This window comes from Delftia sp. UME58, assembly GCF_014170385.1.
GTDB lineage: Bacteria > Pseudomonadota > Gammaproteobacteria > Burkholderiales > Burkholderiaceae_C > Comamonas > Comamonas acidovorans.
The window spans coordinates 24,551-50,057 of sequence record NZ_LZZV01000105.1 but is presented as its reverse complement, the minus strand read 5'-3'; the positions used below and the strand labels follow the sequence as shown (position 1 = coordinate 50,057).

22 protein-coding genes are annotated in these 25,507 nt (G+C 65.6%); 14 read left to right on the top strand and 8 right to left on the bottom strand.

Annotated elements, in window-relative coordinates; all coding sequences use genetic code 11:
* The first annotated feature begins 119 nt into the window (after positions 1-119).
* Together greA and A9976_RS27075 are read left to right on the top strand one after the other, a co-directional pair.
* Positions 120-596 carry a transcription elongation factor GreA gene (greA, locus tag A9976_RS27080; RefSeq protein ID WP_016447473.1) on the top strand — a complete coding sequence of 159 codons (477 nt, stop codon included), beginning with the start codon at positions 120-122 and terminating at the stop codon, positions 594-596.
* Positions 597-640: 44 nt separating this feature from the next.
* A complete protein-coding gene (locus A9976_RS27075) occupies positions 641-1,084 on the top strand; it encodes a DUF4149 domain-containing protein (protein ID WP_183021545.1) in 444 nt (147 codons plus the stop codon).
* 79 nt (positions 1,085-1,163) lie between these two features.
* Here A9976_RS27075 and A9976_RS27070 read toward each other — a convergent pair whose 3' ends face one another.
* Entirely contained in the window at positions 1,164-1,958 is a 795-nt protein-coding gene (locus A9976_RS27070) for a glycosyltransferase (protein WP_183021544.1), read from the bottom strand.
* Between the two features lie 13 nt (positions 1,959-1,971).
* Positions 1,972-2,445 carry a YhbY family RNA-binding protein gene (locus tag A9976_RS27065; protein ID WP_012206726.1) on the bottom strand — a complete coding sequence of 158 codons (474 nt, stop codon included), beginning with the start codon at positions 2,443-2,445 and terminating at the stop codon, positions 1,972-1,974.
* Between the two features lie 31 nt (positions 2,446-2,476).
* Between A9976_RS27065 and A9976_RS27060 the strand changes: the two genes are divergently transcribed.
* From A9976_RS27060 to glmM, 4 genes are all read left to right on the top strand, one after another.
* A complete protein-coding gene (locus tag A9976_RS27060; RefSeq protein ID WP_183021543.1) occupies positions 2,477-3,130 on the top strand; it encodes an RlmE family RNA methyltransferase in 654 nt (217 codons plus the stop codon).
* 169 nt (positions 3,131-3,299) lie between these two features.
* Positions 3,300-5,222 (top strand): ATP-dependent zinc metalloprotease FtsH, encoded by a 1,923-nt coding sequence (gene ftsH, locus A9976_RS27055; protein WP_183021542.1) that lies wholly within the window; start codon positions 3,300-3,302, stop codon positions 5,220-5,222.
* 140 nt (positions 5,223-5,362) lie between these two features.
* A complete protein-coding gene (folP, locus tag A9976_RS27050; protein WP_183021541.1) occupies positions 5,363-6,199 on the top strand; it encodes a dihydropteroate synthase in 837 nt (278 codons plus the stop codon).
* A gap of 16 nt (positions 6,200-6,215) precedes the next feature.
* Complete coding sequence (glmM, locus tag A9976_RS27045; protein ID WP_183021540.1) at positions 6,216-7,559, top strand: phosphoglucosamine mutase; 1,344 nt, start codon at positions 6,216-6,218, stop codon at positions 7,557-7,559.
* 108 nt (positions 7,560-7,667) lie between these two features.
* Here the strand turns inward: glmM and A9976_RS27040 are convergent, their stop codons facing one another.
* Together A9976_RS27040 and A9976_RS27035 are read right to left on the bottom strand one after the other, a co-directional pair.
* Positions 7,668-9,521 carry an EAL domain-containing protein gene (locus tag A9976_RS27040; protein WP_183021539.1) on the bottom strand — a complete coding sequence of 618 codons (1,854 nt, stop codon included), beginning with the start codon at positions 9,519-9,521 and terminating at the stop codon, positions 7,668-7,670.
* Positions 9,522-9,630: 109 nt separating this feature from the next.
* A complete protein-coding gene (locus tag A9976_RS27035; RefSeq protein WP_183021538.1) occupies positions 9,631-10,611 on the bottom strand; it encodes a Ppx/GppA family phosphatase in 981 nt (326 codons plus the stop codon).
* A 213-nt stretch (positions 10,612-10,824) separates the two neighbouring features.
* On the opposite strand from A9976_RS27035, the gene ppk1 reads away from it, so the two are divergent.
* Positions 10,825-13,281 (top strand): polyphosphate kinase 1, encoded by a 2,457-nt coding sequence (gene ppk1, locus A9976_RS27030; RefSeq protein ID WP_183021537.1) that lies wholly within the window; start codon positions 10,825-10,827, stop codon positions 13,279-13,281.
* Positions 13,282-13,384: 103 nt separating this feature from the next.
* On the opposite strand, the gene A9976_RS27025 is transcribed toward ppk1, so the two are convergent.
* A complete protein-coding gene (locus tag A9976_RS27025) occupies positions 13,385-14,869 on the bottom strand; it encodes a Ppx/GppA phosphatase family protein (RefSeq protein WP_183021536.1) in 1,485 nt (494 codons plus the stop codon).
* Between the two features lie 245 nt (positions 14,870-15,114).
* Between A9976_RS27025 and pstS the strand changes: the two genes are divergently transcribed.
* The 7 genes from pstS to phoR all read left to right on the top strand — a co-directional run bounded on the left by pstS (position 15,115) and on the right by phoR (position 21,911).
* Positions 15,115-16,155: a phosphate ABC transporter substrate-binding protein PstS gene (gene pstS / locus A9976_RS27020; protein WP_183021535.1), complete on the top strand. Its 1,041-nt coding sequence runs from the start codon at positions 15,115-15,117 to the stop codon at positions 16,153-16,155.
* Between the two features lie 171 nt (positions 16,156-16,326).
* The gene (pstC, locus tag A9976_RS27015; RefSeq protein ID WP_016447461.1) at positions 16,327-17,265 is read left to right on the top strand and encodes a phosphate ABC transporter permease subunit PstC; all 939 of its coding nucleotides are present in this window, start codon (positions 16,327-16,329) and stop codon (positions 17,263-17,265) included.
* 17 nt (positions 17,266-17,282) lie between these two features.
* Positions 17,283-18,146 carry a phosphate ABC transporter permease PstA gene (gene pstA, locus A9976_RS27010; RefSeq protein ID WP_183021633.1) on the top strand — a complete coding sequence of 288 codons (864 nt, stop codon included), beginning with the start codon at positions 17,283-17,285 and terminating at the stop codon, positions 18,144-18,146.
* A gap of 38 nt (positions 18,147-18,184) precedes the next feature.
* Positions 18,185-18,967, top strand: coding sequence for a phosphate ABC transporter ATP-binding protein PstB (pstB, locus tag A9976_RS27005; protein ID WP_012206714.1), 783 nt, complete (start codon positions 18,185-18,187; stop codon positions 18,965-18,967).
* A 13-nt stretch (positions 18,968-18,980) separates the two neighbouring features.
* The gene (phoU, locus tag A9976_RS27000) at positions 18,981-19,682 is read left to right on the top strand and encodes a phosphate signaling complex protein PhoU (RefSeq protein ID WP_012206713.1); all 702 of its coding nucleotides are present in this window, start codon (positions 18,981-18,983) and stop codon (positions 19,680-19,682) included.
* Between the two features lie 20 nt (positions 19,683-19,702).
* On the top strand, positions 19,703-20,398 hold the full coding sequence (phoB, locus tag A9976_RS26995) for a phosphate regulon transcriptional regulator PhoB (protein WP_012206712.1): 696 nt from the start codon (positions 19,703-19,705) through the stop codon (positions 20,396-20,398).
* Positions 20,399-20,516: 118 nt separating this feature from the next.
* Positions 20,517-21,911 (top strand): phosphate regulon sensor histidine kinase PhoR, encoded by a 1,395-nt coding sequence (phoR, locus tag A9976_RS26990; protein WP_183021534.1) that lies wholly within the window; start codon positions 20,517-20,519, stop codon positions 21,909-21,911.
* A 30-nt stretch (positions 21,912-21,941) separates the two neighbouring features.
* On the opposite strand, the gene A9976_RS26985 is transcribed toward phoR, so the two are convergent.
* From A9976_RS26985 to A9976_RS26975, 3 genes are all read right to left on the bottom strand, one after another.
* Positions 21,942-23,309, bottom strand: coding sequence for an MATE family efflux transporter (locus A9976_RS26985; protein WP_183021533.1), 1,368 nt, complete (start codon positions 23,307-23,309; stop codon positions 21,942-21,944).
* Positions 23,306-25,045 carry a hypothetical protein gene (locus A9976_RS26980; RefSeq protein ID WP_183021532.1) on the bottom strand — a complete coding sequence of 580 codons (1,740 nt, stop codon included), beginning with the start codon at positions 25,043-25,045 and terminating at the stop codon, positions 23,306-23,308. The genes A9976_RS26985 and A9976_RS26980 overlap by 4 nt, the downstream gene beginning before the upstream one ends.
* Before the next feature lie 155 nt (positions 25,046-25,200).
* A complete protein-coding gene (locus A9976_RS26975) occupies positions 25,201-25,446 on the bottom strand; it encodes a type B 50S ribosomal protein L31 (RefSeq protein WP_013801474.1) in 246 nt (81 codons plus the stop codon).
* Positions 25,447-25,507: the final 61 nt, after the last annotated feature.

The following is a 25,507-nucleotide window of genomic DNA, read 5'->3' as shown; positions in this document are numbered from 1 at the left end:
CGCGCGGCAACGTGCGGCGGTTTGCTTTTGGGGTGCAGGCCCAGCCGCAAAGTCGCCGGCACGCCTGTACCGAAGAAGCCGCGCAGCGCGCGGCGTTCGCTGAACATGGAGACTTTTCAATGGCCACCATTCCCATCACCAAGCGCGGAGCCGAGAAGCTCAAGGACGAACTGCACCGCCTGAAAACCGTGGAGCGTCCCTCCATCATCCAGGCCATCGCCGAGGCCCGTGCCCAGGGCGACCTGAGCGAAAACGCCGAATACGAGGCCGCCAAGGACCGCCAGGGCTTCATCGAAGGCCGCATTGCCGAAGTCGAGAGCAAGCTGTCGGCTGCCCAGATCATCGATCCCTCTGCCGTGGATGCTGGTGGCCGCGTGGTCTTCGGTGCAACGGTTGAACTCGAGGATGAAGACAGCGGCGACACGGTCAAGTACCAGATCGTCGGCGAGGACGAGGCCGACCTCAAGCTGGGCCTGATCAACGTCTCCAGCCCCATCGCGCGCGCGCTGATCGGCAAGGAAGAGGGCGATACCGCCGTCGTGCAGGCACCAGGCGGCGAGCGCCGCTATGAAGTGGTGTCGGTGCGCTACCTCTGATGCGTCAGTGCCTGTGCCTCGATCATTGAGGAAGGCCTAAGCCCATGAGCAACCTGTACGAGCGCATTCCCCTGCTGGCTGCTGCCCTGTGGTGGGGCAGCCTGTCGGCCATAGGCTTCATGGCGGTGCCCATGCTGTTCGCCCACTTGCCCACGCCGGCTGTCGCGGGCTTCATGGCTGCCAAGCTGTTTGCCGCGCAGACCTGGGTGTCGATCGCCTGCACGGCCCTGCTGCTGGTCCTGTCCCGGCGCAACAAGGAGCAGGTCCTGCAGCCCTGGGCCAAAGCCTGCCTGGGCTTTGTGATCGCAGGCATGCTGCTGGCATTTGTCGTCCAGTACGGCGTGTCGCCGCGCATCGTTGCACGCGACAACCTCAAGTTGTGGCACAGCGTGGGCACCGTGATGTATGCGCTGCAGTGGCTGTGCGCGCTCGTCGTGCTGTGGCGCATAGGCAGTCCGTCTCAAGCGAACAACGAGGCCACGGCCTGACCCCGGTCCTGCCGGTTCGGCGCCCTGGCAAACGAAAACGCCCGCAAGCGCGGGCGTTTTTTGCGGGGCTCGAGCTTGCTCACTCGTGCCAGTGCTCTGCCACCCAGCCGGCAGGCCGGATATAGCGAAAGCGCCGATTGCGCCGGCCGGCCAACGCGTCGGGCGGATTGCATTCTCCGTGGAAGATCACGACGCGTGCACCATCCGGCACGAAGGGCGGCTTCCAGTAGTTTGTCGGCCATGCGGGGATGCAGTGGTACTTGAAGCTGGGGCACCAGGCCTGGGGCCAGTATTTCAGCTTGCCCTGCTTGTGCAGCATGTCGGACAGATAGGCTTGCTCGTTGCGAAAGTTGCGGCGTATCTCTTCGAAATGCGTGCGGAAATAGTCCAGCACCTCGGGGTGAGCACCGAGCTCGAAGCGGTACACCGAGGAATTGCCGGTGATGCGCCACGGACGCTTGTAGTCGTGGATGATGAGGAATTCACCGGGCTCGGTGAAAAAATCGTCCAGCGGCCCGGTGATGACCACGTCCACGTCAAGAAACAGCGCCGTGCCACGCAGGCCATGCAGGTCGGCACTGAACGTGGCCAACTTGTTCCAGCCGCGCTCCGGAATGCCTGCAGGCAGGTTCAGCGGAGGAATCGGCAGGCATTCGACCTCGTCACGAATCCCCACGCCGTCATCGGTCAGGCAGACAAGGCGAAAATCGCCCTGCAGATGCCGACGCACCATGGCGTAGAGCCTGTTGACATACTCCGGACCGTACTTCTTGCCCCACTTCATGCAGATCACGAAGCGCTGCTGCGCAGAGGGGGAGGCGGAGGGCGGTTGCGCGGCCTGGGCCACGCTGGCGGCATGGGATGCTACGGTCATGGATACGGCGGACTCAGTCTGCCTGACGCTTCTTGACCGACTTTTGCTTGGGCTTGGCGCGCTTGACCTGGCCACCTGCCGTCAGGCGCTGGTTGCCCAGCACGCGGATCTGCTTGACCTCGGGCTTCTGGCCGGAGCGCTTGCTGAACTTGAGCAGCTTGACATCGCGAGGACCGGGCATGCGGTTCTCGTCGATGGCTTTTTCCTTTTCCGGCATGGGGCGCCAGAGCACCAGCAGCTTGCCGATGTGTTGAATGGGTGCAGCGCCAAGTTCGTCGCACAGTTGCAGATACATCTGCTCGCGTGCGGCGCGGTCGTCGTTGAAGACACGGACCTTGATCAGGCCATGTGCGTTAAGGCCGGCGTTGACCTCCTTTTGCACGGCAGCCGTCAGGCCGTCACCTCCGATGAGGACCACGGGGTCCAGGTGGTGTGCGTTGGCGCGGTGTTCCCGGCGCTCGGCGGGAGTCAATTGAATTTGGGGCATGGCCGTATTATCGAGGCTGAAAGAATCCAGCATGAAAGTCCAAACAAAAAGCAAGAAGGTCAACAAGGCTTGGCTCAACAGCCACGTCAACGATCCTTACGTCAAGGCCGCCCAGAAGGACGGCTACCGCGCTCGCGCGGCCTACAAACTCAAGGAGATCGACGAGCAGCTCAAGCTCATCCGGCCGGGGGGCACGGTGGTGGACCTGGGCTCTACGCCAGGGGCGTGGAGCCAGTACGTGCGCCGCTGCCTGTCGCCAGAAGGCGCGGCGGTGGGCGCGCTCAATGGCCGCATCATCTCGCTGGATCTGCTGCCCATGGAGCCCATCGAGGGCGTGCAGTTCATTCTGGGCGACTTCCGCGAGGAGCCGGTGCTGGCGCAGCTGCAGGAGGCTCTGGGCGGGGGCAAGGCCGATGTGGTGGTCTCCGACATGGCTCCCAACCTGTCGGGCAACGGCACGACGGATGCGGCGCGCATTGCGCTGCTGGTCGAACTGGCGGTTGATTTTTCCATCCACCATATGAAACCTGAAGGGGCTTTGGTCGTGAAGCTCTTCCACGGCGGGGCCTACGATGACCTGGTAGCGCTGTTCCGGCAGACCTTCAAGGTGGTCAAGCCGATCAAGCCCAAGTCCTCGCGCGACAAGTCTTCGGAGACGTTTCTGGTGGGCATGGGGCTCAAGTAGCCCTGTCCAGCGCCCGGCGCTGCCCTGACGCGGGTCAAGACCGCATTCAAGCTATGGCTGCTATAGAGGGATATAGGCGACCAGCCAGCTTGAAACACCTAAAATGGACCGCAAATACGCTTCGAGCACGCTGGAAGTCGTTTTATCTGTATCCCCATTGGAGCCCCGCTTGAACAATCAGTGGTTTTCAAAAATTGCCGTCTGGCTGGTCATCGCCATGGTGCTGTTTACGGTGTTCAAACAATTTGACACCCGTGGCGGCGCTGGCGCGTCCCATGTCGGTTACTCCGAGTTCCTGGAAGAGGTGCGAAGCAACCGCATCAAGAGCGCCACCATCCAGGAAAGCCCCGGTGGCACCGAGATCGTGGCCACGACCAACGATGATCGCAAGGTGCGCACGACAGCCACCTACCTGGATCGCGGGCTCGTGGGTGATCTGATCAACAACAACGTCAAGTTCGACGTCAAGCCCCGCGAGGAAGGCTCGGTCCTGATGACCTTGCTCGTCAGCTGGGGCCCCATGCTGCTGTTGATCGGCGTGTGGGTGTACTTCATGCGCCAGATGCAGGGCGGCGGCAAGGGCGGTGCCTTCAGCTTCGGCAAGAGCAAGGCCCGCATGCTGGACGAGAACAACAACACCGTGACCTTTGCCGACGTCGCAGGCTGCGACGAAGCCAAGGAAGAGGTCAAGGAAGTCGTGGACTTCCTCAAGGACCCCAACAAGTTCCAGAAGCTCGGCGGCCGCATTCCGCGCGGCCTGCTGCTGGTCGGGCCTCCGGGTACCGGCAAGACCTTGCTGGCCAAGTCCATCGCTGGTGAGGCCAAGGTTCCGTTCTTCAGCATCTCTGGTTCCGACTTCGTGGAAATGTTTGTCGGCGTGGGCGCGGCCCGCGTGCGCGACATGTTCGAGAACGCCAAGAAGAATGCCCCTTGCATCATCTTCATCGATGAAATCGATGCCGTGGGTCGCCAGCGTGGCGCAGGCCTGGGCGGCGGCAATGACGAGCGTGAGCAGACACTGAACCAGATGCTGGTCGAGATGGATGGCTTCGAGACCAACCTCGGCGTGATCGTGGTGGCTGCGACCAACCGTCCCGACATCCTGGATGCGGCGCTGCTGCGCCCCGGCCGTTTCGACCGCCAGGTGTACGTGACGCTGCCCGATATCCGCGGCCGTGAGCAGATCCTCAATGTCCACATGCGCAAGATCCCTGTCGGTCAGGACGTGAACCCGGGCGTGATCGCGCGCGGCACGCCGGGCATGTCGGGTGCCGATCTGGCCAACCTCTGCAACGAAGCAGCCCTGATGGCCGCGCGCCGCAATGCGCGCACCGTCGAGATGCAGGACTTCGAGAAGGCCAAGGACAAGATCATCATGGGCCCCGAGCGCAAGAGCATGGTCATGCCCGAGGAAGAGCGCCGCAACACTGCCTACCACGAGGCAGGCCACGCGCTGATCGGCAAGCTGCTGCCCAAGTGCGATCCCGTGCACAAGGTCACCATCATTCCGCGCGGCCGTGCGCTGGGCGTGACCATGAGCCTGCCCGAGAAGGATCGCTACTCCTTCGACAAGGAGTACATGCTCAACCAGATCGCCATGCTGTTCGGTGGGCGCATTGCCGAAGAAGTGTTCATGAACCAGATGACCACGGGCGCAAGCAACGACTTCGAGCGGGCCACGCAGATCGCACGCGACATGGTCACCCGCTATGGCATGACCGATGCGCTGGGCCCCATGGTCTATGCGGAACAGGAAGGCGAGCCTTTCCTGGGCCGCTCGATGAGCAAGACCAACAACGTCAGCGAGCAGACGATGCAGAAGGTGGACCAGGAGGTGCGCCGCATCATCGACGAGCAGTACGGACTGGCGCGCAAGCTGATCGAGGACAACTCCGACAAGATGCACGCCATGGCCAAGGCCATGCTCGACTGGGAAACCATCGATGCCGAGCAACTCGATGACATCATGGCAGGCCGTGAGCCACGTCCTCCCAAGGACTGGGTGCCTCGCAACCCGCCCTCGTCCGACGGTGGCAACTCGTCTGGCGGCACGCCCGCAGTGGATGCCGACCCGTCGCCCACCACGGCCTGAGCTGCTTGCCGCAGAATCGGCCAATCCCATGCAAAGGGCCCTGAGGGGCCCTTTTGCTTTGCTTGCCGGATGTGTTCAAGCACCTGCACCGGCCAGTGATGAACCCACGCTCGAGCGAGCGCCTACCTTCAGGAAATCCCATGCCGCATCAATGGCAGACTTCGCGCTTCGTTCTAGACCTTCAGCGTCCACTGGTCATGGGCATCGTCAATGTGACGCCCGACTCGTTTTCCGACGGCGGGCGGCACAACACGGTGGAGCAGGCCTTGCGGCATGCAGAGCAGTTGGTCAGCGAAGGTGCGCACATCCTCGATATCGGCGGCGAGTCCACCAGGCCCGGCTCACCGGCCGTGCCGCTGGATGAGGAGTTGCGGCGCGTGCTGCCCGTGGTGCAGGGCGCGGTGCAACTGGGCGTGCCTGTCTCCGTCGATACCTACAAGCCCGAGGTCATGCAGGCTGTGCTCGATCTGGGGGCCGACATCGTCAACGACATCTGGGCGCTGCGCCAGCCGGGCGCGCAGCAGGTGGTGGCCGCCCACCCGAGCTGCGGCATCTGCCTCATGCACATGCATGGCACGCCGCAGGACATGCAGACCACTCCCATGCAAGGAGATGCCGTACCTGCCGTGCGCGCGTTCCTGCAGGCGCACACCGATGCCCTGATGGCCCGGGGCGTGGCACGGGAGCGCATCGTCTGGGACTATGGCATCGGCTTCGGCAAAAGCGTGGCACAGAATTTTTCCCTGCTTGCACGCCAGCACGAATTGCTGGGCCTAGACTTCCCGCTGCTGGCCGGCTGGTCGCGCAAGGGCTCGCTCGGGCAGGTCAGTGGCCTTGCGCAAGGCCGGCGCATGGTGCCCAGCGTGGCTGCGGCACTGCTGGCGGTGGAGCGCGGCGCGCGCGTGGTGCGCGTGCACGACGTGGCCGATACGGTGGCGGCATTGACGGTCTGGCAGACCATGCACGACAACAACTGAACAACAAAGGAGCACTATGGCACGCACATATTTTGGTACCGACGGAATTCGCGGCCTGGTCGGCCGCTCGCCCATCACCCCCGACTTCGCGCTGCGCCTGGCGCATGCCGTGGGCCGTGTGCTGCGGCGCAAGGAAGCCCGTCCGATGGTGCTGATCGGCAAGGACACGCGGATCTCGGGCTACATGCTGGAGAGCGCGCTGGAGTCCGGGTTCAACTCTGCCGGCGTGGACGTGATGCTGCTGGGGCCCCTGCCCACGCCGGGCGTGGCCTATCTGACGCGCGCCCAGCGCGCCAGCCTGGGCGTGGTCATCAGTGCCAGCCACAACCCTTATTACGACAACGGCATCAAGTTCTTCAGCGCCCAGGGCACCAAGCTGCCCGATGCCTGGGAGGAAGAGGTCGAGCAGGCCCTGGCCGAGGAGCCTGTCTGGGCCGACTCCGCTGCGCTGGGCAAGGCACGGCGCCTGGAGGACGCTGCGGGCCGCTACATCGAGTTCTGCAAGAGCACTTTCGACCATGCGCTCACGCTCAAGGGCGTGAAGATCGTCGTCGATGCGGCTCATGGTGCGGCCTATCAGATTGCGCCCAAGGTCTTCCATGAGCTGGGTGCCGATGTGGTTGCCATAGGCGTCGCACCCGACGGACTGAACATCAACGAAGGCGTGGGTGCCACCCATCCCGAGGCGCTGGTTCTGGCCGTGCGTGCCAACAAGGCCGACTTCGGTGTGGCGCTGGACGGCGATGCCGACCGCCTGCTGCTGGTCGATGCGGCCGGGCGGCTCTACAACGGCGACGAACTGCTGTATCTGCTGGCAGCCGACCGGCTGGCGCGCGGCGAGGCCGTGCCGGGCGCCGTGGGCACGCTGATGACCAATATGGCCGTGGAGGTGGCGCTGAAGTCCCAGGGCGTGGGCTTTGTGCGTGCCAAGGTGGGCGACCGCTATGTGCTGGAAGAGCTGCACCGCCAGGGCTGGACCCTGGGTGGTGAGGGCTCGGGCCATTTGCTGGCGCTGGACAAGCACACCACGGGCGACGGCCTGGTCAGCGCATTGCAGGTACTGCAGGCCTGCGTGCGCTCGGGCAAGAGCCTGTCGCAGTGGCTGTCGTCCGTGCAACTGTTTCCCCAGGTGCTGCTCAACGTGCGGCTGCAGCCGGGCCAGGACTGGAAGCGCAACACCCAATTGGAAGAGGCCACCGAGGCTGTCAAGGCCGAACTGGGAGATACGGGGCGCGTGCTCATCCGCGCCAGCGGTACCGAGCCTTTGCTGCGCGTGATGGTGGAGGCGCGCGATGGCGATCAGGCCAGCCGCTGTGCCGAGCGCCTGGCCAGCGTGGCCAAGAATTCGCCGGTTGCCTGAGCGGTTGCGCGCTCCTGCGCATGGAAGGCCGAGGCTTCATGCCCCGGCTTTTTTTCGTCTGGATTGCGGTGCGCGAGGTGATGCGATGCGCGCGGTGATGCGACCCGGTCAGCCCTGGCTGCGCAAGAAGGACTCCAGCGCCTCTGGTGCCAGTGGGCGGCTGAAATGGTAGCCCTGGGCCTCATCGCAGCCCTGCTCGCGCAGGAACTCCAGCTGTGCCTCGGTCTCCACGCCCTCGGCCGTGGTCTGCATGCCCAGGGCCTGGGCCATGCGGATGATGGCGCTGACAATGGCGCGGTCGTTGCTGTCGTGGTCCAGATCCTGGATGAAGGACTGGTCGATCTTGAGCTTGTAGATCTGAAAGCGCTTGAGCTGGCTCAGGGATGAATAGCCGGTGCCGAAGTCGTCCATGGCCAGGCGCACGCCGTGCTCGCGCAGCCGGTCCATGGTGGCTGTCGCCTGGCGCGGATCATGGATGGCCACGCCCTCGGTCAGCTCCAGCTCCAGAGAATCGGCCGGCAGGTCGCTGTCGAGCAGGATGCGGTTGATGATCTCGGGCAGTTGCTGCTGATGGAACTGGATGGCCGAAAGATTCACTGCCACCTTCAGGTCGCACAGGCCCGCATTGCGCCAGGCCTGCAATTGCTGCATGGCGCTGCGCAGCACCCATTCGCCTATCTGCAGGATCTGGCCGCTGTCCTCGGCCACGGGAATGAACTCGGCCGGTGAGACCGAGCCCAGTTCCGGGTGCTCCCAGCGCAGCAGCGCCTCCACGCTGCGCACGCGGCCCGTGCTCAGCGTGATCTGCGGCTGATAGTGCAGATACAGCTGATTGCGCTCCAGCGCCCGGCGCAGCGCGTTCTCCAGCTGCAGGGCGCGCAGGGACTGGGCCTGCATCTGCGGCGTGAAGAAGCGGTAGGTGTTGCGGCCGGCCTGCTTGGCGTGGTACATGGCCGCATCGGCTGCCTGGGTGAGCGAGTCGATGTCGTGGCCGTCGCGCGGGTACAGCGCAATGCCCATGGACGGTGCGATGGTCAGTTCATGGCGGTCGATCTGGTAGGCCTGGCGCGACGCCTCCTGCAGCTTGCCGGCCACGCGGGCCGCGCCCTGGGCATTGGCGCCTGGCAGCAGCAGCACGAATTCGTCGCCGCCGATGCGCGCCACCGTATCGCGGTCGCGCACGACGGCACGCAGGCGGCGGGCAATCTCCACCAGCAGGGCATCGCCCACGCGGTGGCCCAGCGAATCATTGACATGCTTGAAGTGGTCCAGGTCCAGGAACATCACGGCCAGCGGCGTGTCGTTGGCCTTGGCCAGCTCGATGGCGCGGGCACTGCGTTCGGCCAGCAGCGTGCGGTTGGGCAGGCCGGTGAGCGCGTCGTAGTGCGCCATCCAGTAGATGCGTTCCTGGTCCAGCTTGCGGTCGGCGATCTCCCGGTGCAGGTTCTCCACCGTGGCGCTGAGTTCGCGTGTGCGGTCGCGTACCTGCTGCTCCAGCAGCTCGTGGGCCTGGCTCAGGGCCTGCTGGGCACGCAGGCGGTCGTCGATATCGCTCACGATCCAGATCGATCCCTCGCGCGCATCGCCCGGATTGATGAGCCGCCCCGTGAGCTCTCCCCAGAACAGGCTGCCGTCCTTGCGGCGCAGGCGGCGCTGCGTGCGAAAGGACAGGCCGGCACTCAGCGTGCGGTAGGCCTCGCGTCCCAGGCTGCGCAGCTCATCGCGGCTGGGATGCAGGTGTTCGCTGTTGATGCCCACCAGCGCATGCTCGCCCGCGTAGCCGAAGATGTCTGCGTAGCACTGGTTGCAGCGGACGATGACGCGTTGGCGAATGAAGACGATGCCGACGCCGGCATTGTCGAGCAGGGCCTGCTGTTCGCGCAGGCTGCGTTGCAGGGACGCCGCCATCATCGAAGACGGACGTTCGAGTACAGGGTCGTACGCAATCGTCGGCGCGGACATGGCGAAGCGGTGGGGCGGTGATGGAGGGAGGTTGGGAGGCTTACAAAGTGTAGCACTTGTGCGAAAAACACTCTATCGGCCTTACCTGACGCAAGCAGGGCTTGGGCAGTCATGGGCCGGGTGAATCCGGCCTGCGCCTGTGTTTTCCGGAGGCTTCGGCATCCAGCCTATCGGCCAGCTCATACAGCACGCCATGTCGCAGGGCGCCATGCGTCACGCGCATGCGCTCGATGCCCAGGCTGGAGAAGATCGCCCGCATCACGCTCATGCCGCCGCCGATCATGGGGCGCAGCTCTTCCTTGAGCCCGTCCATGTTCACGCGGCTGACATGCCCTGCACGCAGCAACTGCGCCTGCAGCCAGTCCAGTCCCTGCCGCGTGATCCAGCCGGCCGTGCCATCGGGCGCATGGGCCAGCACCTTGACGATGGCACCGGCCGTGCCCGAGGACCCATAGGCATGGCTCCACTGCCCGGCGGCAAACCGCGCGGCTTCGGGCGCAATGACGTCGGCCACCGCTGCTTCGGCCTGGGACAGTGCCTGGGCCGACAACTCTCCATCGGGAAAGTGGCGCAATGCCCAGGTCACGCTGCCGAAGGCGAAGGAGCGTGCCTGCAGCACCTGCCGCTGCTGACCAAGGCACAGCTCGGTCGATCGGCCGCCGATATCCACCACCAGCCGCCGCTGGGGACCGGGCGGCAGCAACTGGGCGACGCCGCGATAGATCAGGCGTGCTTCTTCCTCGCCGTCGATGACTTCGATGGCGCAGCCCAGGATGCGCTGGCCCTCGTCCAGGAAGACCTGGCGATTCGATGCCTCTCTCAGCGTCTGCGTGGCCACGGCACGAACGCGATGGCGGGGCAGGTCGCCCAGCACCTGCGCATAGCGCTCCAGGCAGGCCCAGCCACGCTGCATGGCCTCCAGGCTCAGGGCGCCCTGTGCGTCCAGGGCGCTGCCCAGTCGTATGGCTTCCTTGCGGTGGCTGAACAGCTGTACCTTTGCGCCGTCGCTGCGGGCCATGGCCAGCAGGCAGCTGTTGGAGCCAATGTCGATGGCAGCCAGGCGGCTTTCGGGGGGATTGGAAGAGGGCATGCGCGAAAGGTGGACGACGCGACACGGCTGCGGCAGGTGTGCAGCAGCCAACGCCATCCAGGGGATGGCAGCGAGCTTAGCACCCTGGCGATACAGCGCGGCCCTCGTGGCTGCGTGACCTGGTCATGACCTTTGCATGACAGCGCCAGCGCAGCCATCCCATGCTGCAAGTCGCTTGTATGACAGGTGTCATGCATGGACGGGATTTGTGTCATGAACGTGTCACAAACCCGGGGCAGACTGCCCGAATCCCCGGTCCACGGGGTGATTAACGGGTCCGGCAAAGGCCGGGCCCCCGCCTCCATGCCCCAGACATTCACGCCGATTCCCGCCAGCGCCTCTGCCGCGCCTGCCGAACCAGAACATGAACAGGGGCTGCGCACCATGCCGGCCGGGCCCGCCTCGCTGGGCATGGCCCGCGAGACAGCGCCCATACCCGTCTCTGCACCCTTGAATGTCCCGATGATGCCCCTGGCCGAAAGCCTTTCCACCGCCCTGCTGCAATTGCGGGGCCAGGCGACGCCAGCGTCTGCCCCGGTCTCTGCTGCGGGGCTGGCCGCCGCGGCATACACTGGCCCGTACGCCACAGCCGAAAGCGGTGAAGTGCAGCAACAGCAACAGCAACAGCAACAACAGTTTCTGGACCGCGACCATTGCATCCTGGCGTTCAACGAGCGCGTGCTGGACTGGGCTGTGCGCGAGGATGTGCCGCTGCTGGAGCGGCTGCGCTACCTGTGCATCGTCTCGTCCAATCTCGACGAGTGGTTCGAGGTGCGCTGCGCCCCCCATGTGACGGCGGCCAAGGCCGGCGACACCAAGGGCCTGTATACGCTGCAGAGCTTTCGCTCGCTGATGGACAAGGCGCATGAGCTGGTATTGCGCCAGTACACGCTGTACAACCAGTCGCTGATTCCTGCTTTTGCGGGGCAGGGCATACGCGTGGTCTCCCATGGCGAGCGCAGCAGCGCCCAGCGCAAATGGGTGCGCGAGTATTTTCTGCGTGAAGTCCAGCCCCTGCTCATGCCCGTGGGCCTGGACCCATCCCATCCATTTCCCCAGGTGGCCAACAAGGCGCTGAATTTCATCGTGCGCCTCAAGGGTGTCGATGCCTTTGGTCGCGCCAACGAGGTGGCGATCGTCAAGGTCCCGCGCGCCTTGCCGCGCCTGGTGCGCCTGCCGGAGAAGATCGCGGGCAAGCAGCGCCTGTTCGTGAGCATCTCCAGCATCGTGCGTGCCCATCTGGTCGAGCTGTTCCCGGGGCGTGAGGTGGCGGAGTTCGCGCAATTCCGTGTCACCCGCCATTCGGACCTGGCGGTGGACGAGGACGACGTCAGCGACCTGCGCATGGCGTTGCGCCAGGGGCTGCACCACCGCCACTACGGCCAGGCCGTGCGGCTGGAGGTGTCCTTTGCCTGCTCGCCCATGTTGTCCGACCTGCTGCTGGGCCAGTTCGGCCTGCCGACCGAGGCACTTTTCCGCGTCAAGGGGCCCGTGAACCTGGTGCGCCAGTCGCAGCTGGTCGATCTGGTCGATGACCCCGCGCTGCTGTTCCCGCCGTGGCGGCCGGCATGGCCGCGCCAGCTGCAGCCGGGCCGCTCGGTGATGGCCCAGATCCGCAAGCGTGACGTGCTGATCCACCAGCCTTTCGAGAGCTTCGACGGCGTGCTGGAGCTGCTGCGCGAGGCCGTCAACGACCCCGAGGTGCTGGCCATCAAGCAGACCATCTACCGCACCGGGTCCGACTCCGAAATCATGCAGTTGCTGGCCGAGGCGGTGCGCCGCGGCAAGGAGGTGCTGGCTGTGCTGGAGCTCAAGGCCCGCTTTGACGAAGAGGCCAACATCAACTCCGCCGAGAAGCTGGAGGCGCTGGGCGCCCAGGTGGTGTACGGCGTGCTGGGCCTGAAGACGCACGCCAAGATGCTGCTGATCACGCGGCGCGAAAAGCGCAGCGGACAGCTCAAGCGCTACGGCCACCTGTCCACCGGCAACTACAACGTGCGCACGGCACGCCTGTACACGGACATCAGCCAGTTGACCTGCGATGCGCAGATCACGGCGGACATGGATGCCGTGTTCAGCCACCTGTCCAGCCACAACCGTTTGCCCAAGCTGCACCAGCTGGTGATTGCACCGTTCCAGCTGCACGACCGCATGCTGGCGCTGATCGCCCAGGTGGGCGAGGCGGCGCAGCGCGGCGAAGAGGCGCGCATCGTGCTCAAGATGAATGCGCTGACGGACGAGCTGCTCATGCAGGCCCTGGTGCGTGCCGGCCAGCAGGGCGCGCGCATCGATCTCATCGTGCGCAGCGCCTGCATGCTGCCACCGCAGCGCAAGGGCTGGACGGACAACATCCGCGTGCGCTCCATCATCGGCCGTTTCCTGGAGCACTCGCGCGTCTTCTACTTTGCCTGGGGCAAGCAGCAGGAACTGCTGCTGTCCAGCGCCGACTGGATGAACCGCAACATGATGCGCCGGGTGGAGCTGGCCTGGCCCGTGCGCGACCCCGTGCTGCGCCAGCAGGTGATAGATGAATGTCTGGTCGCCAGCCTGTACGACAACCGCGATGCCTGGACCCTGGAGGCCAATGGTGCCTACCAGCGTGCACCCTATCCGACCACGGGCCTGGGTGCGCAGCGCGCCCTGATGGAGCGCTACGGGCCCCAGGTCTGAACTGCGTCACTGTTGCCCCTGCGCCAGCCAGGCGCAAGCAAAAGGCCCTGCCAGCAGATTCGCTGGCGGGGCCTTTTGCCTTGCCGCCGAAGAGGGGGCGTGCTCAGTGCAGATGCAGTTGCAAGGTCCAGGGCGTCTTTTGCCAGGCCACGGCCTCGGTGCGCAGCAACTGTGCGGACTGGGGGTAGCTTCTGGCCCAGCCTTCCGGCGCGGTCAGGTGAAAGACGCTGTCCGAGCGGTGCAGGCGCATGCCCTGCAGATCGGGGTCACGCCGGGCATGGCACAGCTGCACGGCCAGCCGCAGTGCCAGCAAGGGCCAGGCCACGGCCTGGTCCTCGATGGCTGCGTCGAGCTTGCGCAGCTTGCCCTGGTGGCCGAGCACGAGCTGGGTGATGCGCGCGCGCAGCTCCACAGGCCATGTCGCGGCACCGCAGTGCTCGGTGATGTAGGCGCCGTGCCGGTGGTAGGCGCTCAGGGAGATGCGCATGCCGATCTCGTGCAGGCTGGCGGCCGTGTCCAGTGCATGCGTGGACAGGGCATCGGACGGCTGTTGTGCCTGCAGCGATTGCCAGGCCCAGCGTGCCACCTTGCGCACGCGCAGCGCATGCGGGGCGTCAATGCCGAAGTCCTGCTGCAGCGCGGCAATTTCGGCTGCCTCGCGGTCGGCGGGGGGCTCGTGCTCCAGCAGGTCGTGCAAAACGCCCTGGCGCAGCGCGCCCTGGGCGACTTCCAGTTCGGTGATGCCCAGCAGGCCCAGGGCCGCAATCAGGATGCTCAGGCCTCCGGCGATGACGGCGCGGCGGTCTTCCTTGAGTCCGGCCAGCCGGATGCGGTCCACATGGCCGGCTTCCATCAACTGCTCATGCAGCCAGCGCAGGCTGTCGGGCGTGATCAGCCCGCCGGAGTACCCGTTGGCAGCCAGGATGTCGCCTACGGCGTTGGCCGTGCCCGACGAGGCATAGGCGCAGTCCCATGCAGTGGCCGGGTAGGCCGAGACGGTCTGGGTGAGGGCCGCCTGTGCGGCCTTGATGGCGGCCGAGAAATGTGCGCGCGACAGCGTGCCTTCGCCAAAGAACTGCGTGCTCCAGGCGACGCTGCCTATGGGGTAGGAGGCCACCTGGCGCGCCTCGCCGTGCTGGCCGATGATGACTTCGGTCGAGCGGCCGCCGATGTCCACCACCAGGCGCCGCTGCTGCGAGGGCGGCAACAGGCTGGAGACGCCGCGATAGATCAGCCTGGCTTCTTCCTCGCCCGAGATGACCTCGATGGGAAAGCCCAGCAGGGCGCTGCCGCGTGCGATGAAGACATCGCGGTTGCGGGCCTCCCGCAGGGTTTGCGTGGCCACGGCACGGACCTGGTCGGCAGGAAAGCCGGCCAGGCGCTCGCCAAAGCGCGCCAGGCAGTCCCAGCCGCGTTGCATGGCCTCGTCGGTCAGCTCATGGTGCTCGTTGAGCCCATTGCCCTGGCGTACGGTCTCCTTGAGATATTCCACGCGCTCTATGCGCTGGTGGCTGCCGACGCGGCCTATTTCTAGGCGAAAGCTGTTGGATCCGAGGTCAACGGCGGCGAGCAGGGATTCTGGTGCCATGGGAGAAACGCCAATCAAGATTCGTCGAGCAGGAATGCGCAGCGGTGCCGGGTGGCAGGGCTGCGCTTGTCTGGTGCCAGCTCGTGCGAGGCACAAGACTAAGACGGAATTGTGACACCGCGATGACCTCGGTCTTACAGAGCATGGCCCGGTATTTGTGACGCCTTTTCTTCATGTCATATCAATGTCACAAAGCCTTCTTACAGTCCAGCCATCGCATCTTTCAACCCCTAAGAGGTCTGTACATGAAGTTGTCTGTGATTCACATTCTGGTGGCTGGTGCTCTGTCTGCGGGCGGCATGGGGCAGGCCCTGGCCCAGCAGGAGGCCACCGGCGCCGGCGCCAGCTTCCCTGCGCCGCTGTACTCGAAGTGGGCCGCCGATTACCACAAGGCCACCGGCGTGAAGATCAACTACCAGTCCGTGGGCTCCAGCGCAGGCATCAAGCAGATCGAAGCCAAGACCGTGGACTTCGGTGCCTCGGACGAGCCGCTCAAGGACGACGAACTGGCCAAGAAGGGCCTGGTGCAATTCCCCACCGTGATCGGCGGCATCGTGCCCGTGGTCAACATCAAGGGCATCCAGCCCGGCCAGCTCAAGCTGACCGGCCAGGTGCTGGGCGACATCTACCTGGGCAAGATCACCAAGTGGAGCGACGAGGCCATCAAGGCCCTGAACCCCGGCGTGGCCCTGCCTGACGCCACCATCGCTCCCGTGCGCCGTGCTGACGGCTCGGGCACCACCTTCGGCTTCACGAACTACCTGTCCAAGGTCAATGCCGAGTGGAAGGAAAAGGTTGGCGAAGGCAAGGCCGTGAACTGGCCCACGGGTGCCGGTGGCAAGGGCAATGAAGGCGTGGCCGCCTTCGTGGGCCGCCTGCCCAACTCCATCGGCTACGTCGAGTACGCCTATGTCAAGCAAAACAAGCTGACTTACACGCAGCTGCAGACCGCTGGCGGCGCCTTCGTGTCGCCCGACGACGCCACCTTCAAGGCCGCTGCCGCCGGTGCCGACTGGGCCAAGAGCTTCTACCAGATCCTGACCAACCAGCCCGGCAAGGATGCATGGCCCATCACCTCGGCCACGTTCATCATCATGCACAAGGCCCAGGACAAGCCCGCACAGGCCGCTGCCTCGCTGAAGTTCTTCGAGTGGGCCTACAAGTCCGGCGACAAGACCGCCGCCGACCTGGACTACGTGCCCATGCCTGACGCCGTCAAGAACGTGATCTTCCAATCCTGGGGTCAAGTCAAGGACACCTCGGGCACCGCGATCTCCCTGAAGTAAACCCTGAAAAGGGGCCTTGGCGCACCGCCGGCAGGTGCATCATGGCCCCCCTGATCTCCCCACAAACCGCGAATAAAGGCGCCTCACGTGTCCACAACGTCGCCCTCGAACTCGCTGGCCGCCTCTGCACAGGCTTCCCAGCGACGCACCCCTTCTCCGCTACGCCCCCCGATGCTCTCGGGGCGCGTGGCGGATCGCTTGTTTGGCGCTCTCGCGCGTCTGGCCGCGCTGCTGACGCTGGGCCTGCTGCTGGCCATCCTGGCCTCGCTGCTGGTCGGTGCCTGGCCCGCCATCTATGAATACGGCCTGAGTTTCCTGGGCCGCAGTGTCTGGGACCCCGTTCGCAACGAATTCGGCGGCCTGGTCATGATTTACGGCACGCTGGCCACTTCGGCCATCGCGTTGCTGATTGCGGTGCCCGTGAGCTTTGGCATCGCCCTGTTCCTCACCGAGCTGTCGCCGGCCTGGCTCAAGCGCCCGCTGGGCACCGCCGTCGAGCTGCTGGCCGCCGTGCCTTCCATCGTCTACGGCATGTGGGGGCTGATGGTCTTCGGTCCCGTGCTCTCCACCTATGTGCAGCAGCCGCTGCAAAAGCTGTTTCAGGGCGTCCCTTATCTGGAAGCCTTCGTGTCCGGCCCGCCCGTGGGCATCGGCATCCTGTCGGCCGGCATCATCCTGGCCATCATGATCATCCCCTTCATCGCCTCGGTGATGCGCGACGTGTTCGAGGTCACGCCGGCCCTGCTCAAGGAGTCGGCCTACGGCCTGGGCTCCACGACCTGGGAAGTGGTCTGGAAGGTCGTGCTGCCCTACACCAAGACCGGCGTGCTCGGTGGCGTGATGCTGGGCCTGGGCCGTGCGCTGGGCGAGACCATGGCCGTCACCTTCGTGATCGGCAACATGAACCAGCTCAACTCGCTGTCGGTCTTCGAGGCTGCCAACAGCATCACCTCGGCGCTGGCCAACGAGTTTGCCGAAGCGGGCGAAGGCCTGCACCAGGCTTCGCTGATCTATCTGGGCCTGGTGCTGTTCTTCATCACCTTCGTGGTGCTGGCCTGCTCCAAGGTGCTGCTCAACCGTCTGCAGAAGAATGAAGGAGCCCGCTCGTGAGCAGCACCTCCACCAAGATGATCAATGCCGCCGAGCTGACGCGCGTGCGCCAGGCCAAATACGCCAAGCGCAAGCGCGTGAACCAGGTCGCGCTGACCCTGTCGCTGGCGGCCATGGCCTTCGGCGTGTTCTGGCTGATCTGGATCCTGTGGGAAACCATCACGCTGGGCATAGGCGGCCTGAGCCTGGCGCTGTTCAGCGAAATGACGCCTCCGCCCAACGAGGCGGGCGGCATTGCCAATGCCATCTTCGGCTCGCTGATCATGGTGGCGCTGGCCACCTTCGTCGGCACGCCCATCGGCGTGATGGCCGGTGTCTACCTGGCCGAATACGATGCGCGCGGCTGGCTGGCCAATACCACGCGCTTCGTCAACGACATCCTGCTGTCGGCGCCTTCCATCGTGATCGGCCTGTTCGTCTACACCGTGGTCGTGGCGCGTTTCAAGAGCTTTTCCGGCTATGCGGGCGTGGTGGCGCTGGCGCTGATCGTGATTCCGGTGGTCATCCGCACCACCGAGAACATGCTGGTGCTGGTGCCCGCCAGCCTGCGCGAAGCCGCCTACGCGCTGGGCACGCCCAAGTGGAAGGTCATCATCATGGTGACGCTGCGTGCAGCGCGTGCCGGCGTGATCACCGGCGTGCTGCTGGCCGTGGCCCGCATTGCCGGGGAAACCGCTCCGCTGCTGTTCACGGCGCTGAACAACCAGTTCTGGAATGCCGACCTGTCCAAGCCCATGGCCAGCCTGCCGGTGACGATCTTCAAGTTCGCGATGAGCCCCTACGAGAATTGGCAGCAGCTGGCCTGGGCCGGCGTGTTCCTGATCACCGTGGCGGTGCTCGGCCTCAATATCCTGGCGCGGTTCCTGACCCGCCAGAAGTAATGCAGCAACAAGCAATCAACAAGGACAAGGATCACGCAATGACTGCGACCTCTTCCACCGCGCTGAACTCCTCCAAGCTGACGGTTCGCGACCTGAACTTCTACTACGGCAAGTTCCACGCCTTGAAGGGCATCAACCTGGACATCCCCGAAAAGAAGGTCACGGCCTTCATCGGTCCTTCGGGCTGCGGCAAGTCCACGCTGCTGCGTACCTTCAACCGCATGTTCGAGCTGTACCCGGAGCAGCGCGCCGAAGGCCAGATCATGCTGGACGGCGAGAACCTGCTGACCAGCAAGCAGGACGTGGCGCTGATCCGCGCCAAGGTGGGCATGGTCTTCCAGAAGCCCACGCCGTTTCCCATGTCCATCTACGACAACATTGCCTTCGGCGTGAAGCTGTTCGAGAACCTGAGCTCGTCCGACATGGACGACCGTGTCGAATGGGCGCTGCGCAAGGCCGCGCTGTGGGGCGAGGTCAAGGACAAGCTGCAGCAAAGCGGCTCGGGCCTGTCCGGCGGCCAGCAGCAGCGCCTGTGCATTGCACGCGGCATTGCCATCAAGCCTGAAGTACTGTTGCTCGACGAGCCTTGCTCGGCCCTGGACCCGATCTCCACGGCCAAGATCGAGGAGCTGATTGCCGAGCTGAAGAACGACTACACCGTCGTCATCGTGACGCACAACATGCAGCAGGCAGCGCGCTGCAGCGACTACACGGCCTACATGTACCTGGGCGACCTGGTGGAATTCGGAGACACCGAACAGATGTTCTTCAAGCCCCAGCGCAAGGAAACGGAAGACTACATCACAGGCCGCTTCGGCTGAGCAGGAGCAATCGATGAACGAAAAACACCTTTCCAGCCAGTTCGACAGCGAACTCAACCGCGTCTCTGCGCGCGTCATGGAGCTCGGCGGTCTGGTCGAGTCCCAGATCCGCCAGGCGGTCTATGCGCTGTCGCGCTTCAGCATCGAGGCCGTGGAGCAGGTCGATGCCGCGGAAAAGCGCGTCAACGCCATGGAAGTGGAGATCGACCACGAACTCTCGTCCATCATCGCCCGGCGCCAGCCCACGGCGCGCGACCTGCGCCTGCTGATCGCCTTCTCCAAGGCCACGGCCAATCTGGAGCGCATGGGTGACGAAGCGCACAAGATGGCGCGCATGGTCAAGTCCATCATCGAAAGCGGTGCTGCGCGCTCCCTGCCCACGGGCGACCTGCGCACGGCGGCCGAGATGGCCTCGGGCCTGCTGCGCAAGACGCTGGACGCCTTTGCTCGCCTGGATACCAAGGCGGCCGTGGCCATCCTCAAGGAAGATGATCTGATCGACCAGGAGTTCGACGGCTTCGTGCGCAAGCTCATCACCTACATGATGGAAGACCCGCGTACCATCTCGGCCAGCCTGGACCTGCTGTTCCTGGCCAAGGCGATCGAGCGCATCGGCGACCATTCCAAGAATGTGGCCGAGCTGATCATCTATCTGGTGGAGGGCAAGGATGTCCGTCACCAGACCATGGATGCCATCGAGTCGGCAGTGCTGTAAGTGCCGGAGGCGAACAACGGATGAAGAAGATGCCCATGGTCCTCATCGTCGAGGACGAGCCCGCCATCGCGGAGCTGATCGCTGTCAACCTGCGGCACAACGGCTTCCAGCCGGTCTGGGCCGAGGACGGCGTGACGGCGCAGCGCGAGCTCGATGCCGTGCTGCCCGACGTGATCCTGCTCGACTGGATGCTGCCCGGCGCCAGCGGCCTGTCCCTGGCGCGCAAATGGCGCGCGGACAGCCGCACCAAGGCCGTGCCCATTCTGATGCTCACGGCGCGCGGCGATGAACCCGACAAGGTGGCGGGGCTCGATGCGGGCGCCGATGACTACATCACCAAGCCCTTCTCGACCCAGGAGCTGCTCGCGCGCATCCGTGCCGTGCTGCGGCGCCGTGCGCCCGAGCAGATTCAGGACAAGGTCAATATCGGCGAGCTGGTGCTCGATGCCGCCGCGCACCGCGTGAGCTGGCAGGGCGACATGATCAAGGTGGGGCCCACCGAGTTCAAGCTGCTGCACTACCTGATGAAGCACCCCGAGCGCGTGCACAGCCGTGCCCAGTTGCTGGACAAGGTCTGGGGCGATCACGTCTTCATCGAGGAGCGCACGGTGGACGTGCACGTCAAGCGGCTGCGCGAGGCGCTGGGCATGGCCGGTGCATTGATCGAGACGGTACGCGGCGCCGGCTACCGGCTCAGCGCGCAGGCGCTGGCCTGAGGTCGTTTTTTCCGCATGAATCCACGCATGGCCTTCGCGGGCCATGCCAGGGCGCCGCTGCCCAGGGCAGCGAATACAACGCAAAGAAGGCGCAAGTATGGGTTGGCGAGGTTTTCGCTTGTTGGCGTCCCAGATCGCGGGCGCATTGCTGGGTTGGTGGCTCTGGGGCGTCATGTCCGCCTCCAGCCCCGGCATGGCCGCCCAGGCCGTGGCGGCCCTGACGGGGGCGCTGTGCGCGGGCTGGATCTGGTGGCTGGTGGACAGCTGGAATGCCATGCGCCTGCTGTCCTGGCTGCGCCAGTCCGAGCTGCGGGAGGCGCCCGAACTCAGCGGCATCTGGGGCGAGGCCAGCGTGCGCATGCGCCGGTGGCTGCGCCAGAGCGTGCAGCAGGTGCAGCAGGGCGATCAGCGCCTCAACGACATTCTTTCGGCCCTGCAGGCCAGCCCCAATGGCGTGGTCCTGCTGGACGCCGATGGGCGCATCGAATGGTGCAACCAGATCGCGGCGCGGCAGTTCGGCTTCGATGCCGAACGCGACCTGCTGCAAAGCATTGGCAACCTGGTGCGCGATCCCGAGTTCAGCGCCTATTTCGCCACCCAGGACTTCTCACGCGACCTGGTCATGCAGGGCCGCGAAAGCACGGCCTCGCGGCCCGTCAAGCTGTCGGTACAGCTGTATGGCTATGGCGAAGGGCGCAAGCTGCTGCTGGCGCGCGATGTCACCGCGGTGGAGCAGGCCGAGGCCATGCGCCGCGACTTCGTGGCCAATGTTTCGCATGAGATCCGCACGCCGCTGACCGTTCTCGTAGGCTTTGTGGAGACGTTGCAGAACCTGCCGCTGGAGCCCGAGGAGCGCAACCGCTACCTGGGACTGATGGCCCAGCAGGCCGAGCGCATGCAGCATCTGGTGGAAGACCTGCTGGCGCTGTCGCGCCTGGAGGGCAGCCCCTTGCCCAGCAGCAACGAATGGGTGCCCGTGGCCCAGCTGATGCAGCGCTGCGAGAACGAGGCGCGCGGCCTGTCTTCCATGCTCACGCGCAAGCAATCCCTGCCGCATGCGCTGAGCTTTCCGTCGGCCGAGGTGCTGGCGCAGGCCGGTGAGGTGGCCGGCGCCAGCGCCGAGCTGCAAAGCGCTTTCTCCAATCTGCTGGCCAACGCCATGCGCTACACGCCGGCAGGCGGGCGCATCGAGGTGGCCTGGGAGACCTTGCCTGATGGATCGGCACGCTTTGCCGTGCACGACTCCGGGCCTGGCATCGAACCCAAGCACCTGGCACGCCTGACAGAACGCTTTTACCGTGTGGACCGCAGCCGTTCGCGCGACACCGGCGGCACGGGCCTGGGCCTGGCCATCGTCAAGCACGTGCTGCAGCGCCATGGCGCCAAGCTGGGCATCACCAGCGCGCCGGGCCAGGGGTCGGAATTTTCCGTGACCTTTCCGGCCAGCCGTGTCCGCGTTGCGGCCCCAGGCACGCGCGAAGTCGGCGAGGCCCGCGAAAGCCGCGCAGCATAGGGGTGGCCCCGTGTGAACGGCCAAGGCCGTTCAGCGGCTTGTGGCTTTGCGCACGATGGTGCTGAACACCAGGGCCGTCACCAGCAGCGCACAGGCACTGCCGGCCCAGAACGGGGCGGGCGTGCCATGGTGCAGCCAGGCGGGCAGGGCGCTGTCCGTGCCGTAGGCCAGCCAGTATCCGCCGGCCAGTCCGCCGCCCCACAGCAGCAGGCAGTAGATGACCAGCGGCGCCACGGTGATGCGGTAGCAGCGCAGCACGAAGAGGCAGAAGGTCTGCACGGCGTCGGCCACATGGTAGGCAGCCACCCAGGCCAGCAGGCTGGCGGTAGTGGCCACCACCTCGGGGTTGCTGCTGTAGATGCGGGCCAGGCCCTCGCGGGACAGGAACAGTGCCGAGGCCAGCACCAGTCCACCCGTTGCCGCAAGCCGCCAGCCCATGGTGACAAGGCGGCGCGCCATAGCCTCGTCCCCCGCGCCGCGCCAGTAGCTGATCCGCGCGCTGGTGGCAATCGCCAGCGACAGGGGCACCATGTAGCACAGCGCCGCAAGATTGGCAGCAATCTGGTGGCTGGCCGAGGCCAGCGTGCCCTGGCGCGCCACGAACAAGGCCATCAGCGTGAACGAGGTCACCTCCACCAAAATTGCCAGCCCTGCAGGAACGCCCAGTCGAGCGAACTGCACCAGTTGCGGCCAGTCCGGGGGCTCCATGCGCCGCCACAGCGCCAAGGGCGCATACAGGCCCTGGCTGCGCATCAGCACGAATGCGAGGGCAACCATGGCGTAGTTCACCACCAGCGTGGCCCAGGCACAGCCCTCGGCGCCCAGCGCAGGCAGGCCGGCGCCGCCAAAGGCCAGCCAGATCGACAGGGGGATTTTCAGCAGCAGCGACAGCAACTGCAGCCAGGTCACCAGCAGGGGATGGCCCAGCGCCTGGTTCAGTGTGCTGTAGATGCGAAACAGCAGCGCGGCCGGAAGGCTCCAGGCCAGCACCGAAAGATAGGCCCGCACCTCCACCTGCAGCGGTGGCGGCACATCGGCCCAGCGCAGCAGCGCATCGGGAAACAGCAGCACGCCCATGCCCAGGGCGCAGGCGGCCAGCAGCATGTACATGGCCTGGCGCAGCGTGCGGCCTATGGCCTCGGGCTGTCCGGCCCCGCGATGCTCGGCCCACAGCGGCAGCAGGGCCTGGAAGATGCCCATCAGCGAGACATAGACACTCACGAAGATGGCCGAGCCCACGGACAGCGCTGCCAGCGCCTCTTCGGCGTAGCGGCCCGCCACGATGGTGTCGGTCACGCCGAAGGCCATCACCGCCAGCTGCCCGGCCAGCACGGTCAGCGCGTGCTGGGCGATGGTGCGCCGTTCGGTACCCAGTGGCGCGCGCGCAGGCTGGCTCATGGCCTGGCCTGGGCGGGGCCTGCCTCGGGCCTGCGCTTCAAGACCAGCAGGAAGTCCTTGCGATCGGTGGGGCGCACCACGCGGGCCACGGTTTCCCAGGTGCCCTGCAGGCGTGCACTGTGCGGGTCCAGCCAGGTTTCTTCCTCGGCCACCATCCAGTCGCAGCGGGCGGCGCCGGCCATGCTCAGGCGTTGGGTGTCGATGTCGCCGTAAAAGCGCAGCGCCGCAATGTGCGCGCGGGGCAGGCCATAGGTTTGCACGCAGCTGCCATCCCTGGGCAGTTCGGCCAGCACCTGGCGTATCTGCGGCTCGAAGCTGCGCGCATGGTCCAGCAGCGGCAGCCACAGCGTCATCAGCAGCAGCCAGCCCAGCGTGGCGCCGCTGGCCGGCAGCACCAGGCTCTTCCAGATGGCGGCGCGGTTGCGCGATGTGCGCCAGGCGACGAGCACGCACCAGGCCAAGGTGGCGGCAACCGCCACGGCGAAGGAGAACACCGAGAATTCGGGCGTGAACTGCGGGGCCAGCCTGGCCACATTGGCGGCCGGCTTTGCGGGAATGCCGGTCTGCAGCGAGAGCCAGATCACCCAGATGGCAATGGCGGCGGCACTGAAGAACAGCAGGGTGAACCAGTCGATCAAGGCGCTGATGCTGCGGCGCAGCGTCGGCAGGGCAAAGGCTGCCAGCGTGGCGATGGCGGGCAGGCCCAGCAGCAGGGCGCGGTCCGCAGGCAGCGTGCTCAGCGAGGCGATCACCGGAATGATGGCAAACCATAGCGGCAGCGCCAGATGGGGATAGCGGCGAGGCGTGGCGATCTGGCGGCGCCAGACCCACAGGGTCCACATGGCCAGCGGCCAGGCCGGCCAGCTGAACCACAGCAGCAGCCGAACCAGGCTTTGCCACTCCTTGGCGGTGCCGCTGTCCACAAGGCGCCAGGCCCATTGGTCCAGCCACAAGGACAGTGCCGCCGCCAGCAGCGTGACGCCCAGCCACAGCGCGGTCCAGATGCGTGCCTCGCGCGGCGCGGGCGAGGGCTCGTCACCCCAGGTACGCGAGAAAAACGCCATGGCCGCACCGCCCAGGCCGAACAGCGTGGCCACGGTCGGCGCGCCGCTCAGCGCCAGGCCGGGCAGGCCCAGCAGCAGCGCCAGCATCGCGGTGCGGCCGTGGTAGGGCATGGCTGCGGCGGCAAAGAACAGCAGGGCCGCGCAGCCGAGCTGGGTCATGTAGCTGGTGGTCTCATGGGAAAGCTGGGCCAGGCCCAGGCAGGCCACCAGGGCCAGCAGGCCGCCATCGGCCATGGCGCGTGCGTAGTCGGTGGGCTGTGCCTCGCCGCCAAAGGCAAAGGCCACGGGGCGCGCGCCCGGCGTGCGCGCCAGGTAGTACACGCCCCACCAGGTGGCCGTCAGCGTGAGCACCAGCATGGCGATGAAGGGCAGGCGTGCCGCCATCTCCGGATGCAGCCAGGAAGGCGCTCCCTGCATGGCCAGCGCACCGAGCCAGTACGACAGCAGGCCCTCGGATTCGGGCAGCAGGCCCGCCATGCGCGGTGCCAGCCACGAGGTATGGCCCAGGGCCAGCTCCCGCATGTAGCCGAAGGCCTCCATGTCGGCCATGCGCCAGGGGCTGCGCCCCACATATCCGGGCACGACATAGGCCAGGCACAGCAGCAACAGCGACCAGCGGGGCAGGCGGCGCACGGCGCTTTGGGCAACGATGGCAGGGGTGGGCTGGTTCACTCACAGGACTTTCTGCAACGGAGGGCGCAAGAATACGCGAAGCAAGGGCCTCGAAAAGCGTGGGACATGACTGGCCGGCGGGGATTGGCCGGACTGCGAAAAACAAAAGGGCAGCGCGGTTGCCCGTGCTGCCCTTCTGGCCGGAGAAGCAGGATTTACTTCTTGCCGAAACGGTTGCGGAAGCGCTCCACACGGCCGCCCATGTTGTCCACCGACTTTTGCGTGCCGGTGTAGAAGGGGTGCGACTCGGACGAGGTGTCCAGCTTGAACAGGGGGTAGTCCTTGCCTTCGAAGGTGTCGGTTTCCTTCGTGTTCACGCAGGAGCGGGTCACGAACTTGAAGCCGTTGGACAGGTCCACGAACAGAACTTCGCGGTAGTTGGGGTGGATGCCTTCTTTCATGATCTTTCCTTCTGATGCAAGTGCGGTAGCCGTGCCTGACCCGCTGCAACCTTTGTAGCGG